The following is a 15511-nucleotide window of genomic DNA, read 5'->3' on the forward strand; positions in this document are numbered from 1 at the left end:
GGGCGCCCCCCCCTCCCTTTTTGGCTCCCCCCTCCAAAACCACCCCCCCGATCCGCTCGGGGGCCCCTGGGGGGGGGGGGGGGGGGGGGGGGGCGCCCCCCCCCCCACCGCGCTCTGCACGCGCACGCCCCCGCAACGGAAGGCGACGCCCCTCGTACTGGTCGCCGCACGTCCGACTACTGGTCGCCGTACGTCCGACTACTGGTCGCGGTACATCTCCGCCACCAGGAACGCCAGGTCCAGCGACTGGCTGCGGTTCAGCCGCGGGTCGCAGGCGGTCTCGTAGCGCTGGTGCAGGTCGTCGACGAAGATCTCGTCGCCGCCGCCCACGCACTCGGTGACGTCGTCGCCGGTCAGCTCGACGTGGATGCCGCCGGGGTGGGTGCCGAGCGCCTTGTGCACCTCGAAGAAGCCCTTGACCTCGTCGAGCACGTCGTCGAAGCGGCGGGTCTTGTGGCCGGAGGCCGCCTCGAAGGTGTTGCCGTGCATCGGGTCGGTCACCCAGGCCACCGCCGCGCCGGACGCCGTGACCTTCTCGACCAGCTCGGGGAGCCGGTCGCGGATCTTGTCGGCGCCCATCCGGACGATGAAGGTCAGCCGGCCCGGGTCGCGGTCCGGGTCGAGGCGCTCGATGTACTGGAGCGCCTCCTCGGCCGTGGTCGTCGGGCCGAGCTTGATGCCGATCGGGTTGCGGATGCGGGACGCGAACTCGATGTGCGCGTGGTCCAGCTGCCGGGTGCGCTCGCCGATCCACACCATGTGCGCGGAGACGTCGTACAGCTCACCGGTGCGGGAGTCGACACGGGTCAGCGCGGACTCGTAGTCGAGCAGCAGCGCCTCGTGCGAGGAGTAGAACTCGACGGTCTTGAACTCCTCCGGGTCCGCCCCGCAGGCGTGCATGAAGTGGAGCGCGTTGTCGATCTCGCGGGCGAGCTGTTCGTAGCGCTGGCCGGAGGGGGACGACTTGACGAAGTCCTGGTTCCAGGCGTGCACCTGGCGCAGGTCGGCGTAGCCGCCGGTGGTGAAGGCGCGGACCAGGTTCAGCGTGGAGGCGGACGCGTGGTACATCCGCTTCAGCCGCTCGGGGTCCGGGATCCGGGCCTCTTCCGTGAAGGCGAAGCCGTTGACGGAGTCGCCCCGGTACGAGGGCAGCGTGACGCCGTCGCGGGTCTCGGTCGACTTGGAGCGCGGCTTGGAGTACTGCCCCGCGATCCGGCCCACCTTCACGACCGGGACGGAGGCGGCGTACGTGAGGACGGCGCCCATCTGGAGGAGGGTCTTGAGCTTGTTGCGGATCTGGTCGGCGGACACCGCGTCGAACGCCTCGGCGCAGTCGCCGCCCTGGAGAAGGAACGCCTCTCCCTTGGCGACGGCCGCCATGCGGGCGCGCAGCTGGTCGCACTCGCCCGCGAAGACCAGGGGCGGATACGACTCGAGGTCCGCGATCACTGCGCGCAGAGCCTCGGGGTCCGGGTATTCGGGCTGCTGCGCCGCGGGCAGGTTTCGCCAGGTGTTGCCGGCACTGTGGCTGGTCTTAGCGTTCACGGTCACGACCTCAACATTACGGGGTGATGTCCCCGGCTCCGCCCCCTTGCCCAGGAAATGAGACGCCGGATACGTCCCGCGGACGCCGCCGCGAAGGGTGCGGTAGGGTCGGCCCCATGTTCGCGCACTCGACCCAGAACTGGTGGTGGACCGCTTCTCCGGCGGCCCACTGACTGCGCGTACGCACGACTTCGCGAAGGCCGCCCGGAGGGGCGGCCTTCGGCGTTTGCGGACGCGGGTCGCTCCTCCTCACCGAGAGAAGGACACGACCGATGCATCTGCTCGATCTGCTGGACGACCCCCGTCCGTTCGCTCTGCTGCGCCGCCGCACCCCCGGTCACGACCACGACGTCGTGGAGCTGCTGGTCGGCCCGGTCGCCGTGCGCGAGCGGCTCGCCGACCTGCCCGACGAGGGCCTCGCCCTGATCCCCTTCCGCCAGATCCGCGAGCGCGGGTTCGACGTCCGCGACGACGGCACCCCCCTGACCGTGCTGATCCCCGAGGAGCGCCACGAGATCCCGCTCGCCGAGGCGCTGGACGCCCTTCCGGCGCACGAGGTGCGCGTCGAGGGCGGCGGCTTCGACGTCGGGGACGAGGAGTACGCCCGGATCGTGGGGCGGGTGCTGCGCGAGGAGATCGGGCGGGGCGAGGGGGCCAACTTCGTCATCCGGCGGACGTACGAGGGGGCGATCCCCGGGTTCGGGCGGGCCGACGCGCTCGCGCTGTTCCGGCGGCTGCTGGACGGCGAGCGGGGCGCGTACTGGACGTTCGTGGTGCACACCGGCGACCGGACGCTGGTCGGGGCCAGCCCCGAGGTGCACGTGCGGATGACGGGCGGCACCGTCGTGATGAACCCGATCAGCGGCACGTACCGCTATCCCGCCGAGGGACCCACCCCGGAACACCTGCTCGACTTCCTCGCCGACGGCAAGGAGATCGAGGAGCTGTCGATGGTCGTGGACGAGGAACTGAAGATGATGTGCACCGTCGGCGACCGGGGCGGCGTCGTCGTCGGGCCCCGGCTCAAGGAGATGGCGCACCTCGCGCACACCGAGTACGAGCTGCGCGGCAGGTCCTCGCTGGACGTGCGCGAGGTGCTGAAGGAGACGATGTTCGCGGCGACGGTCACCGGCTCGCCGGTGCAGAACGCCTGCCGGGTGATCGAGCGGCACGAGAACGGCGGGCGCGGCTACTACGCCGGCGCCCTCGCGCTGATCGGCCGGGACCCGGGCGGCGCGCAGACCCTCGACTCGCCGATCCTCATCCGCACCGCCGACATCGACGCGTCCGGCCGGCTGCGCGTCCCGGTCGGGGCCACCCTCGTGCGCGGCTCGGACCCGGCGGGCGAGGTGGCCGAGACCCACGCCAAGGCGGCCGGGGTGCTCTCCGCCCTCGGCGTGCGCCCGTCCCGGTCGCACGCCGAGGGGGCGCGGCCCCGGCTGGCGGACGACCCCCGGGTGAGGGCGGCGCTGGACGGGCGGCGGGCGTCGCTGGCGCCGTTCTGGCTGCGGATGCAGGAGCCGGCCGACGAGGTGACCGGGCACGCGCTGGTCGTCGACGGCGAGGACACCTTCACGGCGATGCTGGGTCACGTGCTGCGCTCGGCGGGCCTGGAGGTGACCGTGCGGCGGTACGACGAGCCGGGGCTGCGGGAGGCGGCCCTCGCCCACGAGGGTCCGCTCGTGCTGGGCCCCGGCCCCGGCGACCCGTCCGACCGGGACGACCCGAAGATGCGGTTCCTGCGCGCGCTGACCGCCGAGGTGCTGGGCGCCCACCCGCACGGCGTGCTCGGCGTCTGTCTCGGGCACGAGCTGATCGCGGCCGAACTGGGGCTGGACATCGTGCGCAAGGAGGTGCCGTACCAGGGGGCGCAGGTGGAGATCGACCTGTTCGGGCGCGGCGAGACCGTCGGCTTCTACAACAGCTTCGTGGCCCGCTGCGACGACGGGGCGGCCGGTGAGCTGGCGGCGCGCGGGGTGGAGGTCAGCCGGAGCGGGGCGTACGAGGTGCACGCCCTGCGCGGGCCCGGGTTCGCCGGGGTGCAGTTCCACCCCGAGTCGGTGCTGACGCTCAACGGCGCCGGCCTGGTCCGGGAGCTGGTGGGTCAGCTGCGCGGCGCCAGCACGTTCTCCGAGCGGCGGCCCGCCGTGTAGTCGAGGACGTTGCGCACCGTGGTCTTTACGATCTGGCCGACCGCCTCCCGGGTGTAGTACGCCTGGTGGGAGGTGACCAGGACGTTGGGGAACGTGACGAGGCGGGCCAGGGTGTCGTCCTCGACGGCTTCCAGGGACTTGTCCAGGAAGAACAGCCCTGCCTCCGCCTCGTACACGTCGAGGCCGACGCCGGTGAAGCGGCCGGCGCGCAGTTCGTGGACCAGGGCGGCGGTGTCGACGAGGCCGCCGCGGCTGGAGTTGACCAGGATCGCGTCGTCCTTCATGGCCCGCAGCGCGGCGGCGTCGATCAGGTGCAGCGTCTGCGGCATCAGCGGCACGTGCAGGCTGACCAGGTCGGACTCGGCGAGGAGCCGCTCCTTGGGCACGTACGTCATGCCCAGCTCCAGGCAGGCGGGGTTCTCGGCGATGTCCCAGCCGAGCAGCCTCATGCCGAAGCCGTGGGCGATCCGGGCGAACGCCTCGCCGATCTTGCCGGTGCCGAGGACGCCCGCGGTGCGGCCGTGCAGGTCGCGGCCCATCAGCCCGTCGAGCCGGAAGTCGAAGTCGCGGGTGCGGTTCGAGGCGCGGACGACCCGCCGGTTGACGGCCATGGCGAGGGTCCAGGCGAACTCGGCGACCGAGTACGGCGAGTAGTACGACACCCGGGCCACGGTCAGGCCGAGGCGCTCGGCGGTCTTCAGGTCGATGTTGTTGAAGCCGGTGGAGCGCTGGGCGATCATCCGCGTCCCGCCGGCCGCGAGGATCTCCAGGACGGGCCCGCCGAGGTCGGCGTTGACGCTGCTTGAGACGATCTCGTGGCCGGCGGCGATGGGGGCGGTGTCCTGGTTGAGGAAGACGTCGAGGCAGCGGACCGGGTGGTGGTCCCGGAAGGCGTCCTCGATCAGCGGCCTCTCGTCGGCCTGGACGCCGAACGCGAGAATCTCCAAGGTGGCCCTCCGGGGTGCTCGGGTGACTTCCTGTGCTGGGTTCCCGGCCGCCGGCCGGGGAACACCCTCAGCCGAAGAAGACCCCCACTTCCGCGTACAGCTTTGGATCCACCGTCTTCAGCCGGGCCGTCGCCGCCGAGATCGGCGTGCGGACGATGTCGGTGCCGCGCAGGGCGACCATGGTGCCGAAGTCGCCGTCGCGGACGCAGTCGATGGCGTGCAGTCCGAAGCGGGTGGCGAGCCAGCGGTCGTACGGGCTGGGGCTGCCGCCGCGCTGGATGTGGCCGAGGACCGTGGTGCGGGCCTCCTTGCCGGTACGCCGCTCGATCTCGCCGGCCAGCCACTCCCCCACCCCGGACAGCCGCACCCGCCCCGAGGGGTCGGGGGAGATCTCCGTGAGCAGCGTCGTGTCGTCCTTGGGCAGCGCCCCCTCCGCGACCACCACGATCGGGGCGTACGAAGCCCGGAACCGGGACGTCACCCAGGCGCACACCTGGTCGACGTCGAAGCGCTGCTCGGGGATGAGGATGACGTTGGCGCCGCCGGCCAGGCCGGAGTGGAGGGCTATCCAGCCGGTGCTGCGGCCCATGACCTCGACGACGAGGACCCGCATGTGGGACTCGGCGGTGGTGTGCAGCCGGTCGATGGCCTCGGTGGCGATGCCGACGGCGGTGTCGAAACCGAAGGTGTAGTCGGTGGCGGACAGGTCGTTGTCGATCGTCTTGGGGACGCCGACGATCGGCAGGCCGTGGTCGTCGGCGAGGCGGGCGGCGGCGCCGAGGGTGCGGGAGCCGCCGACGACGATGAGGGCCTCCACCTCGTGCTTGGCGAGGTTCTCCCGGATCAGCGCGGGGCCGTTCTCCCGCTGGAGCGGGTCCAGGCGCGAGGAGCCGAGGATGGTGCCGCCGCGGGGCAGGGTGCCGCGGACGGCGGGGATGTCCAGGCGCGTGACGTCGCCGTCGAGCGGACCGCGCCAGCCGTCCCGGAAGCCGACGAACTCGTAGCCGTACTCCTGGACGCCCTTGCGGACGACGGCCCGGATGACGGCGTTGAGCCCCGGGCAGTCGCCGCCGCCGGTCAGTACTCCCACTCGCATGACAGATCCCTTCGTCGGGTGTCCTTCACGCTAGCGGCGAATGCCTCACTCGTCGTCGAGACCGCGCTCTATCGCGTACCGCACCAGCTCCACCCGGTTGTGCAGCTGGAGCTTGCCGAGCGTGTTCTGGACGTGGTTCTGGACGGTGCGGTGGGAGATGACCAGCCGTTCGGCGATCTGCTTGTAGCTCAGGCCCTTGGCGACCAGGCGCAGCACCTCGGTCTCCCGGTCGGTCAGCCGGGGCGTGTTCGGGTCGTCGGCGTCCGGGCCCGCGCCGCCGGGGGCGGGGTCGGAGGCCAGCCTGCGGTACTCGCCGAGGACCAGTCCGGCCAGGCCCGGGGTGAACACCGGGTCGCCCGCGGCCGTGCGGCGCACCGCGTCCAGCAGTTCCTCGGTGGACGCCGACTTCAGCAGGTAGCCGGTGGCGCCCGACTTGACGGCCTCCAGCACGTCGGCGTGCTCGCCGCTCGCGGAGAGCACCAGCACCCGCAGCGCCGGGTTGTGGGCGACCAGTTCCTTGCAGACCTGGACGCCGGGCTTGACCGGCAGGTTCAGGTCGAGGACGAGGACGTCGGGGGCGGCGGCCTTGGCGCGGCGGACGGCCTGCTCGCCGTCGCCCGCTGTGGCGACCACGTCGAAGCCGGACTCGCCCAGGTCGCGGGCGACGGCGTCGCGCCACATCGGGTGGTCGTCCACGACCATCACCTTGATCGGGCCCTGCTCACTCATCGCCGTTCCGCCTTCCCCCGTGCCGTCCGCTTGTCCTGCCGTTCCTTCGGGACCCTCAGTTCGACCTCCGTGCCCTGCCCCGGCACCGAGATCACCTCCGCCGTGCCGCCGAGGTCGCGCAGCCGGCCGCGGATGGACAGGGCCACGCCCATCCGTCCCTCGCCCTCGGCCTGCGCGAGCCGGCCCTCGGGGATGCCTGGCCCGTCGTCCCGTACCGTCACGATCACCTCGCCGGGCTCGTCCTCGACCAGGATCCAGGCCCGGGCGCCCTCCCCGGCGTGCCGGCGGACGTTGTCCAGGGCCGCCCCGACGGCCGCGGCCAGTTCACGGGCGGCGGGCGGCGGCAGCGGCACCGGGGCGCCGGGCTCGGCCAGGCTCACCCGGGCGCCGGCGTACGGGGCGAGCAGCCCGCGCAGGTCGACGGGGGCGCCTGCGTCCTCCGGCTCCTCCACGGCCCGGACGACCGCCCCCTCGGCGCTGTCCTCCGACACCCGGGAGACCGGGGAGAGGCCGCCGGAGACCAGGGTGCGCAGGGCGACCTCCTGCTCGCCCGCCATGCGGCCCAGCTCCGCGGCCTCGCCGCCGATGACCGCGCCGCGCCGCTGCACCATGGCCAGCACCTGGAGCACGCTGTCGTGGATGTCCCGGGCCAGCCGCTCGCGCTCCCTGGTCGCGGCCTCGATCTCCAGGGCGCGGGCGAGGGTGCGCTCGGAGGCGCGGGCGACCTCGACGACGTAGCCGATGGCGATGGCGGCGACCCAGACGAGGATGACGTTGTGCACGGTGTCGCGGGCCGGATTGCCGCGCTCGATCAGGTTGGCGACGGCGACCAGGGTGGAGGCGACGGCCGCCCAGCGCCAGCCGCCCTTGAGCGCGAACGCCAGCACGGAGCCGGCGGTCCAGATCGACGGCAGGGTGGGCCCGCCGGCCTCGATCCGCTCCGGGGAGTCGGCGGCCAGGGTGAGCAGGATGCCGGTGAGGGCGAGGGCGAGGTCGACGGCGAGGAAGCGCCTGGTGCAGCTCGCCGCACTGGCGACCTTGGGCAGGGTGGCCAGGGTCCACGCGGCGAGGACGGCGTAGAAGGCGACGGCGACCCAGGGGCGGGCGAACTCGTCGTAGGCGGTGCAGAACAGGCCGATCGCGTAGGCGAGGGTCAGCACCCGGTACGCGGTCAGGGCGCGCCACAGCGGCAGTTCGACCGACATCCTCATCACACGCTCGCGCCTGGCCATGTCCCCCCGCCCCGTGCCGGACCGCCTATTCGGCGTGGTCCCGCCGTGCCTGCTGTTCCTTGTCGGCCTGTTCCTTCTCCGCCTGCGCGAGGGCCGCCCGGGCCGCCTTCGCCGCTTCCTTCTCGGCCTTGGCCGCCTCCGCGATCTCCCGCTTGGCGGCGGTCGCGTACATGTCGACGTACTCCTGGCCGGAGAGCTTCATGATCTCGTACATGACCTCGTCGGTCACCGCGCGCAGCACGAAGCGGTCGTGCTCCATGCCGTGGTAGCGGCTGAAGTCCAGGGGCCGGCCGATGCGGATGCCGGGGCGCATGACCTTCGGGAGTACCTTGCCGGGCGGCTGGATCTTCTCGGTGTCGATCATCGCGACCGGGATGACGGGGGCGCCGGTGGCGAGGGCGACGCGCGCGAGGCCGCCGGGCTTGCCGCGGTAGAGGCGGCCGTCGGGCGAGCGGGTGCCCTCGGGGTAGATGCCGAACAGCTCACCGCGCTCGACGACCTCGATGCCGCTCCTGACGGCGGCCTCGCCGGCGCCGCGGGCCCCGGAGCGGTCCACCGGGAGCTGGCCGACGCCCTTGAAGAAGGCGGCGGTGAGCTTGCCCTTGACGCCGGGGGTGGTGAAGTACTCGGCCTTCGCGATGAAGGTGACCTTGCGGTCGAGGACCGCGGGCAGGAAGAACGAGTCGGAGAAGGACAGGTGGTTGCTCGCGAGGATCGCGGGTCCCTCGGCGGGCACGTTCTCCAGGCCCTCCACCCAGGGCCGGAAGACGAGCTTCAGCGGTCCCCCGATGGAAACCTTCATCGCGCCGTACAACAACCGAGTGCCTCCTGTGTCTGTGGATCAGACCTTAACCCGGCCGCCGGCCGGCGGACCCGACGGCCCTGGTCGGTGTCAGTGCGGTCGCGTACGGTGATGCACACCCGGACTCGTTCCCGCCCGCCCTCTCATGAACAGGAGACCGAAGGTGCCGGTCCTCCCCGGAGCCGAGCCCTACCGCCACGACGGCGGAGAGGTCGGCGTCCTGCTGTGCCACGGCTTCACCGGTTCCCCCCAGTCGATGCGCCCCTGGGCGGAGTACCTCGCCGCGCACGACCTGACCGTCTCCGTGCCGCTGCTGCCCGGGCACGGCACGCGCTGGGAGGACATGCAGCTCACCGGCTGGCAGGACTGGTACGCGGAGGTGGACCGGGAGCTGCGCGCCCTGCGCGAGCGCTGCGCGCGGGTGTTCGTGTGCGGTCTGTCCATGGGCGGCGCCCTCGCCCTGCGGCTCGCGGCCCGGCACGGGGACGCGGTCGGCGGCGTGGTGGTGGTCAACCCGGCCAACAAGGTTCACGGCCTGTCGGCGTACGCCCTTCCCGTCGCCCGGCACCTGGTCCGCACCACGCCCGGCGTCGCCGGGGACATCGCCAGGCCCGGCGTCGTCGAGGTGGGATACGACCGGGTCCCGCTGCACGCGGCCCACTCGCTGCGGAACTTCTTCCGGGTGGTCGACGCCGAGCTGCCGCGGGTGACCCAGCCGCTGCTGCTCCTGCGCAGCCCGCAGGACCACGTGGTGCCGCCGGCCGACTCGGCCCGCATCCTCAGCCGTGTCTCGTCCTCCGACGTGACCGAGCTGCTGCTGGAACAGAGCTACCACGTGGCGACGTTGGACCATGACGCGGACCGGATTTTCGAGGAGAGCCTCGCGTTCATCGGCCGGCTCGCACCCAGCGTCGGCAAGGAAGGGACGGCCGCAGGTGGCTGAGTTCGACTCGGAGCGCGAGGACCGTGAGGAGCGGGAAGAGCGGGAGAGGCGGGAGGGCGGCATGTCACCGGCGGGCGGGGAGGGCGCGGAGCAGAAGGTGCCCTTCGACGAGGACGCCGCCTGGGCCGCGATCGTCGCGGGGTACGGCGACGAGCCGGCGGACCCGCCGGGCGCCAAGCCGTTCAAGTCCATAGAGGACCTGGCGCTGCTGGAGGCGGAGACCAACGACGGCGACGGCGACACGGCCACCCGTCCCGAGCCGAAGAAGGACGCCCCGCAGCCGCTCGGCAGCTCCGTCACCTTCGCCCCCGGCGTCGGCGGCGCGGGCCCGCGGGACTACTCCGTGGCCGAGCCCACGGAGGAGGACCTCGGCCCGGACGACGAGGGCCACTTCGTGCCGCCGGAGCCGCCGACGCTGCCCGCCGCCGACGCCACCGCCAAGTTCGCCTGGCTCGGCGTGCTGGGCGGGCCGCTGCTGCTTCTGCTGGCGGTGCTGCTCGGCTGGCACATGACGTGGTGGCTGAGCACGCTGGCCATCGGCGGCTTCCTCGGCGGCTTCGCCACGCTGGTGATGCGGATGCGCACGGACGACGAGGACGAGGACGACCCGGGGCGCGGCGCCGTGGTGTGAGCGGGCGTGCGCCGCGTCAGGCGGCGGGCACGCGGAGGGCGGCCAGGACGGGCAGGTGGTCCGTGGCCGCCCTCAGCTCGTGCGGGCCGACGCCGGGCAGGCCGGTGGGCACGCCGCAGCCCAGCACCTCGACGCCCTTGGTGGCGAAGACGGCGTCGATGCGGCGGTCGGGCGCGGTCGCGGGGAAGGTGTGCTCGCCGCCCCAGGGCGCGGTGGCCCAGCAGTCCTGCAGTTCGTCGGCCAGCCGCCGGAACGTGGGCCCGTCCGGCCGCTCGTTGAGGTCGCCACCGGCGATCGCGTGCGGGACGCCGAGCGCGGCGAGCCGGTCCAGCAGCATCCCGCCCTGCTCGTGCCGCTCCTGCCGCTCCAGCGACAGATGGCAGCTGACGACCCCGAGCCGGACGGCGCCGAAGCGGACCACGGCGGTGGCCAGGCCGCGCCGGTGCTGTCCGGGGGTGAGGGGCAGCAGGACGTCCTCGGTGCGCTCGACGGTCGTGCGCAGGGAGCACAGCAGCGCGGGTCCCGCGGCAGTGCCGCCGCCGGAGAGGGTGACCAGGCCGGTGGCGGCGGCGAGCCGGGCGAGTTTCTTGCGCCACCGGAAGAACCGGGGCGCCTCCTGGACGAGGACCAGGTCGGGGGCGCACGCGCGGATCACCCGGGCGAGCGCGTCGGTGTCGTCGCGCAGGGAGCGGACGTTGTAGCCGAGGACCCGCACGACGGCGGAGCCGTCGTCCTCGGTACGGGAGTCGGGCAGGGGACTCGTCGCCATGCGGATCAAGATACGACGTTGCCCGCCGCGCCCGGACAGGGCTCGGCGGGCAGGGTCGCGGCACGGACCGAAGCGGCCGTCACATGATCGGGTCGGGCTCCCGGGCCAGGTCCGCCGCGCCGACGAGGCCGGCCTTGTTGCCGAGCTGGGCGGCGATCACGTCGGCGACGGGACGCCAGTTGCCGCCGACCAGCCAGCGCTTGTACGACTTGCGGATCGGGTCGAGCACCAGGTCGCCCTCGTCGGAGAGGCCGCCGCCGACGATGAACGCCGACGGGTCGAACAGGGAGGCCAGGTCGGCCAGGCCGGCGCCGGCCCAGCGGGCCAGCTCGCGGTAGGAGTCGACGGCGACCGGGCAGCCCTGGCGGGCGGCCATGGAGATGTGCTTGCCCTCGATGCCGTCCGGGGTGCCGTCGCCGAGCGCGAGCAGCACCTCGGCGCGCTCGGGGGTGGCGTTGGCGCGCTGCTTGGCGTACCGGACGAGGGCGCGGCCGGAGGCGTACTGCTCCCAGCAGCCCTGCGAACCGCAGCCGCACAGCAGTCCGTCCGGCACCATGCGGATGTGGCCGAACTCCGCGGCAACGCCGAAGTGCCCGCGGCGCAGCTTGTTGCCGATGATGATGCCGCCGCCGAGGCCGGTGCCGAGCGTGATGCAGATGACGTTGCGGTGGCCCTTGCCCGCGCCGAACTTGTACTCGCCCCAGGCGGCCGCGTTGGCGTCGTTCTCGACGACGACCGGCAGGCCCACGCGGGCCTCGACCTTGTCCTTGAGCGGTTCGTTGCGCCAGTCGATGTTCGGCGCGAAGTAGACCTCGGAACGCTGGCGGTTGACGTACCCGGCGGCGCCGATGCCCACGCCGACGATCTCGTGCCCGGCACGCGCGCCCTCCACCGCCGAGGCGATGGCGTCCACGATCGCCTCGGGCGTGCCCGGGGTCGGCACCTTGTGGGTCGAGAGGATGTTGCCTTCCTCGTCGACCACGCCGGCCGCGATCTTCGTGCCGCCGATGTCGACGCCGATGGTGAGTCCCATGAATCCCTCAGTTTCGGTCGAGCCCCGCTACGGCCAACCGTACCCGAGGCCCTGCCGTCGGGGCTGCCGTCGTCCACTCCCCGGGCAGGGTCGATCACACACGGTCAGTCCAGGTCGATGCGGTGACCGGGGGCCGGGCCGTCCTCGTCGCCGGGGACGTCGAGGTCGGGGCCCGGGCCGGCGTCGCGGGCGGTCCAGCGCTGCTCCTGGGTCTCGACGGCGGAGCGGTAGGCGGCGAGCAGTTCCTGGCCGGCGGCGGCGAGGTGGTCGAAGACGCGCGGGTTGCGTTCGATGACCGGTTCGACGGCGGCCCTGGCCTGCTGGACGACCTGCTGCACCACCTGCTGGGCGGCGGGTCCGGCGACGGCGCCGAGCAACGGGTTCTGCAGTGCGGTCAGCCGGTCCGCGACGGTGTCGACGAGCCGGCGCAGTTCCTCGGCGGCGGAGCCGGGCGCGCGGCCCTGCTCGGCGCGGCGACGGGCCTTCTCGGCCTCCAGGTCCTCGGCGCAGGCGGTCGCCCAGGCGTCGGCGTCCGCCGTGGGGCGCGGGGCGTGGTCCGTGCGCTCCTCGGCGGGGTCGGACGGGGGACGCTCTTCGCTCATGGCGGGCTCCTGACTGCGTTCTCGCGCGGCGGGCGGCCGTTCCTACGACGGTACCCGAACGGGCGCGGCGCTTTCACCGGCTCGTGGGCCACAGTCGCAGGTCCGGCGCGCAGCGCACCCGCAGCTCGCCCTCGTGCAGTCCCGCGCCCTGGACGGTGCAGCGGCGCAGGGCGGAGGGAAGGGGGACGATCCGGCGGAACGGGCCCGCGGTGACGACGAGTTCGTCGCCGCGCCGGACGAGGTCGAGGTCGTCGCGGACGGCGCCGGGCAGGGGGATGCTCCAGACCAGCACGCCGTCCTCGGCGAGGCGGTCCGTGACGGGCCAGGCGACCGCGGAGGACGCCGCGCCGGGCGGCGGCACGGGCAGGGCGGCGAGATCGTCGACGCCGCGCGGGTCGCGGCCGAGGTGGGGGACGGTGTGCACGTCGTGGCAGGCGCGCCACTCGTCGAGGATCTTGCGCTGCTGGGCGACGGGGCCGGCGAGCCAGGGGTCGGCGGTGTCCTCGGGCAGGACGCGGCCGGCGACCAGGGCGTCGGCGCGCAGGCCGCGCAGGGCGAGGCCGAGGCGGGCGGTGTGCACGGCGTCGGCACCGGCCCAGGTGGGCTCGGCGACCAGCCGCACGGAGGTGTCCGGGTCGGCGAGGACGGCCTCGGTCGCGGCGAGTTCGACGTCCCAGCGGGCGGCGGCCTCGTAGAGCGCCTCGGCGGGCAGGGGGACGCCGGCGAGGCGGCCGAGGACGGGGCGCAGGGCGCGGGCGGCCTGTCGTTCGGGCGGCAGCAGCCGGCGCAGATAGCGGCGCAGTTGCTCGGGCAGGGCGAGCAGGGCGAGGGCGGCCGGGGTGGGCGGGAGGTCGGCCACGACGAGGTCGTGGTCGCCGGAGAGGGCGGCGTCGCGCAGGGCGCGCAGGGCGGCGAGTTCGCCGGCGCCGGGCAGCGGGGTGAGTTCCTCGGCGTCCAGCCGGACCGCGCCGAGCAGGTCGAGGGCGGCGGTGGCCCGGTCCTGGAGGGCGGTGAGGCCGTCGCGGAAGCCGGCGGCGGCGTCGGGGCGCAGGACGGTGAGGCGAGGGGCGACGGTCACCGGGGCCGGGCCGGTCGCGGTGCCGAGGACCGCGCCGAGGGTGTCGGCGGGGTCGGTGCCGAGCAGCAGGGTCCGGGCGCCCTCGCGGGCGGCGGCGAGCGCGGTGGCGGCGGCGACGGTCGTACGGCCACTGCCGCCGGGGCCGGTGATCAGGAGGGTGCGCATGAGGGGGAACGGTACCGGGAGGTCCGGATCACCCCGGTTCCGTGGATCCCGGGAGCCTCCGGTCCCGGGAGCCTCCGGGAGGCCGGCTCCACCTCGGCTCCGGTTCGGACGGGGCTCCGGCTCCGGCTCCGGCTCCGGCTCCGGGAGGCTAGCGGCCGGCTTCCACGCGCTTCTTCAGTCCGGCGAGCGCCCGGTCGGTGATGACCTTCTCGGCCTTGCGCTTGATCATGCCGAGCATGGGGATCTTGACGTCGACGGTCAGCCGGTAGGTCACCTCGGTGGCGCCGGGGCCGGCCGGCCTGAGCACGTAGGAGCCGTCGAGGGAGCGCAGCATCTGGGACTTCACCAGCGTCCAGGAGACCTCGTGGTCGCCGGTCCAGGTGTAGGCGAGGGTCTGGTCGTCCTTGATCGCGCCGGCGTCCATGACCAGCCGGACCTGCTCGGCGCGGCCCTGCCCGTCGGTCTCGAGGATCTCGGCCTCCTTGACCTCACCGGTCCAGTCGGGGTACCGCTCGAAGTCGGCGATCACCGCCATGACCTCGGCCGGGGCCGCCTGGATCTCGATGCTCGAGCTGGTGTGTTCCGCCATCGCCGTGGCTCCTCCGGATCGTGCCGGTACGCGTCGTGCAGCGCGCGTGGGTGCGGTGTGAAGGCTACCGCGCGGCGACCGGCCCGCTGCCACCCCCACCTGCGCCGACTGCGGGCCTCACCACTCCAGCGCCCAGGGCCGTCCGGTGCCGGCGAAGTGCCCGACGTTCACGCACTCGGTGGCGCCGATCCGCATGCGCCGCGCGAGGGGCTGGTGGACGTGGCCGAAGAGGGCGTAGCGGGGCCGGGTGCGGCGGATGGCGTCCAGCAGGGCGCGGCTGCCGCGCTCGAAGCGCCGGGCCACGGTGTCGTACACGAGTTCGGGCACCTCCGGCGGGATGTGCGAGCAGAGCACGTCCACCTCGCCGACGGCCTCGACCTTGGCGGCGTACTCCTCGTCGCTGATCTCGTACGGGGTCCGCATGGGGGTGCGCAGACCGCCGCCGACGAAGCCGAAGACCCGGCCGGCGATCTCCACCCGCTCCCCGTCCAGCACGGTCGTGCCGGGGCGGGCGTACTCGGACCACAGGGGCGGCATGTCGACGTTGCCGTAGGTGGCGTACGTCGGGGTGGGGAACGCGGCGAACAGCTCGGCGTACTGCCTGCGCACCGCCCGCTCGATCACCGTCGCCCGGTCCTCGCCGATCCCGGCCCACAGCCGGCGGCCCAGCTCGCGGGCCTCGTCGAAGCGGCGGGCGGTGCGCAGCTCGACCAGGCGGTCGGCGTTCTCCACGCCGAAGAGGTCGGGGAAGATGCCGCGCGAGTGGTCCGCGTAGTCGAGGAAGAGGACCAGGTCGCCCAGGCAGATGAGGGCGTCCGCGCCGTCGCCGGCCCGGGCGAGGTCGCGGGCGTTGCCGTGCACGTCGCTCACCACGTGCACGCGTGTCGTGCGGCCGGGGGCCGGTGTGGATGCCATGACGATCAAGCGTAGGCGTGTGCGGCATGCGTGAACAGTGGCGGCCGGACCTGCGATTACTGGCTGGCCGATTCATCGGTGGACTACTGTGCGCGAAGGAACACCTACCCGTGTGACGCAGCGAACATCTCGCCGGACCCCCCTGTCGTAGACGCCATACCGGCGGGTAACGTCCGGGCAGTCCAGTTGTGCTCAGGTTTCAACAGATGAATCCGCGAGCACCTGCCCGAGCCTTGGACCGGACCGTCGCATCACACAACGTCGTGGCGCCGGCGCCCCAGA

At 73.5% G+C, this 15511-nt stretch carries 16 protein-coding genes; 4 read left to right on the plus strand and 12 right to left on the minus strand.

The window, feature by feature from the left end; genetic code table 11:
* Positions 1 to 198 precede the first annotated feature (198 nt).
* Positions 199 to 1551, minus strand: a complete 1353-nt coding sequence (locus tag ABZY13_RS17825; RefSeq protein ID WP_356631658.1) for a class II 3-deoxy-7-phosphoheptulonate synthase — start codon at positions 1549 to 1551, stop codon at positions 199 to 201.
* 110 nt (positions 1552 to 1661) lie between these two features.
* Here ABZY13_RS17825 and ABZY13_RS17830 point away from each other — a divergent pair, with 110 nt between their 5' ends.
* On the plus strand, positions 1662 to 1718 hold the full coding sequence (locus ABZY13_RS17830; RefSeq protein ID WP_071659820.1) for a trp operon leader peptide: 57 nt from the start codon (positions 1662 to 1664) through the stop codon (positions 1716 to 1718).
* 99 nt (positions 1719 to 1817) lie between these two features.
* On the plus strand, positions 1818 to 3698 hold the full coding sequence (locus ABZY13_RS17835; protein ID WP_356631659.1) for an anthranilate synthase family protein: 1881 nt from the start codon (positions 1818 to 1820) through the stop codon (positions 3696 to 3698).
* Here ABZY13_RS17835 and ABZY13_RS17840 read toward each other — a convergent pair.
* The 5 genes from ABZY13_RS17840 to ABZY13_RS17860 form a co-directional block, all read right to left on the minus strand.
* Positions 3650 to 4645 carry a 2-hydroxyacid dehydrogenase gene (locus tag ABZY13_RS17840; RefSeq protein WP_356631661.1) on the minus strand — a complete coding sequence of 332 codons (996 nt, stop codon included), beginning with the start codon at positions 4643 to 4645 and terminating at the stop codon, positions 3650 to 3652. The two genes, ABZY13_RS17835 and ABZY13_RS17840, sit on opposite strands and share 49 nt — an antisense overlap.
* Before the next feature lie 67 nt (positions 4646 to 4712).
* Complete coding sequence (locus ABZY13_RS17845) at positions 4713 to 5741, minus strand: 6-phosphofructokinase (RefSeq protein ID WP_356631662.1); 1029 nt, start codon at positions 5739 to 5741, stop codon at positions 4713 to 4715.
* 45 nt (positions 5742 to 5786) lie between these two features.
* Positions 5787 to 6470, minus strand: a complete 684-nt coding sequence (locus ABZY13_RS17850; RefSeq protein WP_356631664.1) for a response regulator transcription factor — start codon at positions 6468 to 6470, stop codon at positions 5787 to 5789.
* A complete protein-coding gene (locus tag ABZY13_RS17855) occupies positions 6467 to 7702 on the minus strand; it encodes a DUF5931 domain-containing protein (protein WP_356631666.1) in 1236 nt (411 codons plus the stop codon). Before ABZY13_RS17855 ends, ABZY13_RS17850 begins: the two co-directional genes overlap by 4 nt.
* Positions 7703 to 7727: 25 nt before the next feature.
* On the minus strand, positions 7728 to 8504 hold the full coding sequence (locus ABZY13_RS17860; protein WP_356631668.1) for a lysophospholipid acyltransferase family protein: 777 nt from the start codon (positions 8502 to 8504) through the stop codon (positions 7728 to 7730).
* Positions 8505 to 8667: 163 nt separating this feature from the next.
* Here ABZY13_RS17860 and ABZY13_RS17865 point away from each other — a divergent pair, with 163 nt between their 5' ends.
* The gene (locus ABZY13_RS17865; RefSeq protein ID WP_356631670.1) at positions 8668 to 9447 is read left to right on the plus strand and encodes an alpha/beta fold hydrolase; all 780 of its coding nucleotides are present in this window, start codon (positions 8668 to 8670) and stop codon (positions 9445 to 9447) included.
* A complete protein-coding gene (locus tag ABZY13_RS17870) occupies positions 9440 to 10078 on the plus strand; it encodes a hypothetical protein (RefSeq protein ID WP_356631672.1) in 639 nt (212 codons plus the stop codon). The genes ABZY13_RS17865 and ABZY13_RS17870 overlap by 8 nt, the downstream gene beginning before the upstream one ends.
* 16 nt (positions 10079 to 10094) lie before the next feature.
* Here the strand turns inward: ABZY13_RS17870 and ABZY13_RS17875 are convergent, their stop codons facing one another.
* From ABZY13_RS17875 to ABZY13_RS17900, 6 genes are all read right to left on the minus strand, one after another.
* Positions 10095 to 10847: an endonuclease/exonuclease/phosphatase family protein gene (locus ABZY13_RS17875; protein WP_356631674.1), complete on the minus strand. Its 753-nt coding sequence runs from the start codon at positions 10845 to 10847 to the stop codon at positions 10095 to 10097.
* A gap of 79 nt (positions 10848 to 10926) precedes the next feature.
* Positions 10927 to 11880: an ROK family glucokinase gene (locus ABZY13_RS17880; RefSeq protein ID WP_356631676.1), complete on the minus strand. Its 954-nt coding sequence runs from the start codon at positions 11878 to 11880 to the stop codon at positions 10927 to 10929.
* Between the two features lie 104 nt (positions 11881 to 11984).
* On the minus strand, positions 11985 to 12482 hold the full coding sequence (locus ABZY13_RS17885; RefSeq protein WP_356631678.1) for a DUF5304 domain-containing protein: 498 nt from the start codon (positions 12480 to 12482) through the stop codon (positions 11985 to 11987).
* Between the two features lie 73 nt (positions 12483 to 12555).
* Positions 12556 to 13725 carry an ArsA-related P-loop ATPase gene (locus ABZY13_RS17890; RefSeq protein ID WP_356631680.1) on the minus strand — a complete coding sequence of 390 codons (1170 nt, stop codon included), beginning with the start codon at positions 13723 to 13725 and terminating at the stop codon, positions 12556 to 12558.
* 148 nt (positions 13726 to 13873) lie between these two features.
* On the minus strand, positions 13874 to 14314 hold the full coding sequence (locus ABZY13_RS17895) for an SRPBCC family protein (protein WP_356631682.1): 441 nt from the start codon (positions 14312 to 14314) through the stop codon (positions 13874 to 13876).
* Between the two features lie 117 nt (positions 14315 to 14431).
* The gene (locus ABZY13_RS17900) at positions 14432 to 15229 is read right to left on the minus strand and encodes a metallophosphoesterase (protein WP_356631684.1); all 798 of its coding nucleotides are present in this window, start codon (positions 15227 to 15229) and stop codon (positions 14432 to 14434) included.
* Positions 15230 to 15511 lie beyond the last annotated feature (282 nt).

This window comes from Streptomyces sp. NPDC006610, from assembly GCF_040611575.1.
Lineage (GTDB): Bacteria > Actinomycetota > Actinomycetes > Streptomycetales > Streptomycetaceae > Streptomyces.

Bases quoted from the DNA above. Each gene is read 5' to 3' on its own strand.
- ABZY13_RS17875 (WP_356631674.1), bottom strand. From the start codon at position 10,847: ATGGCGACGAGTCCCCTGCCCGACTCCCGTACCGAGGACGACGGCTCC.
- ABZY13_RS17895 (WP_356631682.1), bottom strand. From the start codon at position 14,314: ATGGCGGAACACACCAGCTCGAGCATCGAGATCCAGGCGGCCCCGGCC.
- ABZY13_RS17850 (WP_356631664.1), bottom strand. From the start codon at position 6,470: ATGAGTGAGCAGGGCCCGATCAAGGTGATGGTCGTGGACGACCACCCG.
- ABZY13_RS17885 (WP_356631678.1), bottom strand. From the start codon at position 12,482: ATGAGCGAAGAGCGTCCCCCGTCCGACCCCGCCGAGGAGCGCACGGAC.
- ABZY13_RS17855 (WP_356631666.1), bottom strand. From the start codon at position 7,702: ATGGCCAGGCGCGAGCGTGTGATGAGGATGTCGGTCGAACTGCCGCTG.
- ABZY13_RS17835 (WP_356631659.1), top strand. From the start codon at position 1,818: ATGCATCTGCTCGATCTGCTGGACGACCCCCGTCCGTTCGCTCTGCTG.
- ABZY13_RS17845 (WP_356631662.1), bottom strand. From the start codon at position 5,741: ATGCGAGTGGGAGTACTGACCGGCGGCGGCGACTGCCCGGGGCTCAAC.
- ABZY13_RS17900 (WP_356631684.1), bottom strand. From the start codon at position 15,229: ATGGCATCCACACCGGCCCCCGGCCGCACGACACGCGTGCACGTGGTG.
- ABZY13_RS17860 (WP_356631668.1), bottom strand. From the start codon at position 8,504: ATGAAGGTTTCCATCGGGGGACCGCTGAAGCTCGTCTTCCGGCCCTGG.
- ABZY13_RS17890 (WP_356631680.1), bottom strand. From the start codon at position 13,725: ATGCGCACCCTCCTGATCACCGGCCCCGGCGGCAGTGGCCGTACGACC.
- ABZY13_RS17880 (WP_356631676.1), bottom strand. From the start codon at position 11,880: ATGGGACTCACCATCGGCGTCGACATCGGCGGCACGAAGATCGCGGCC.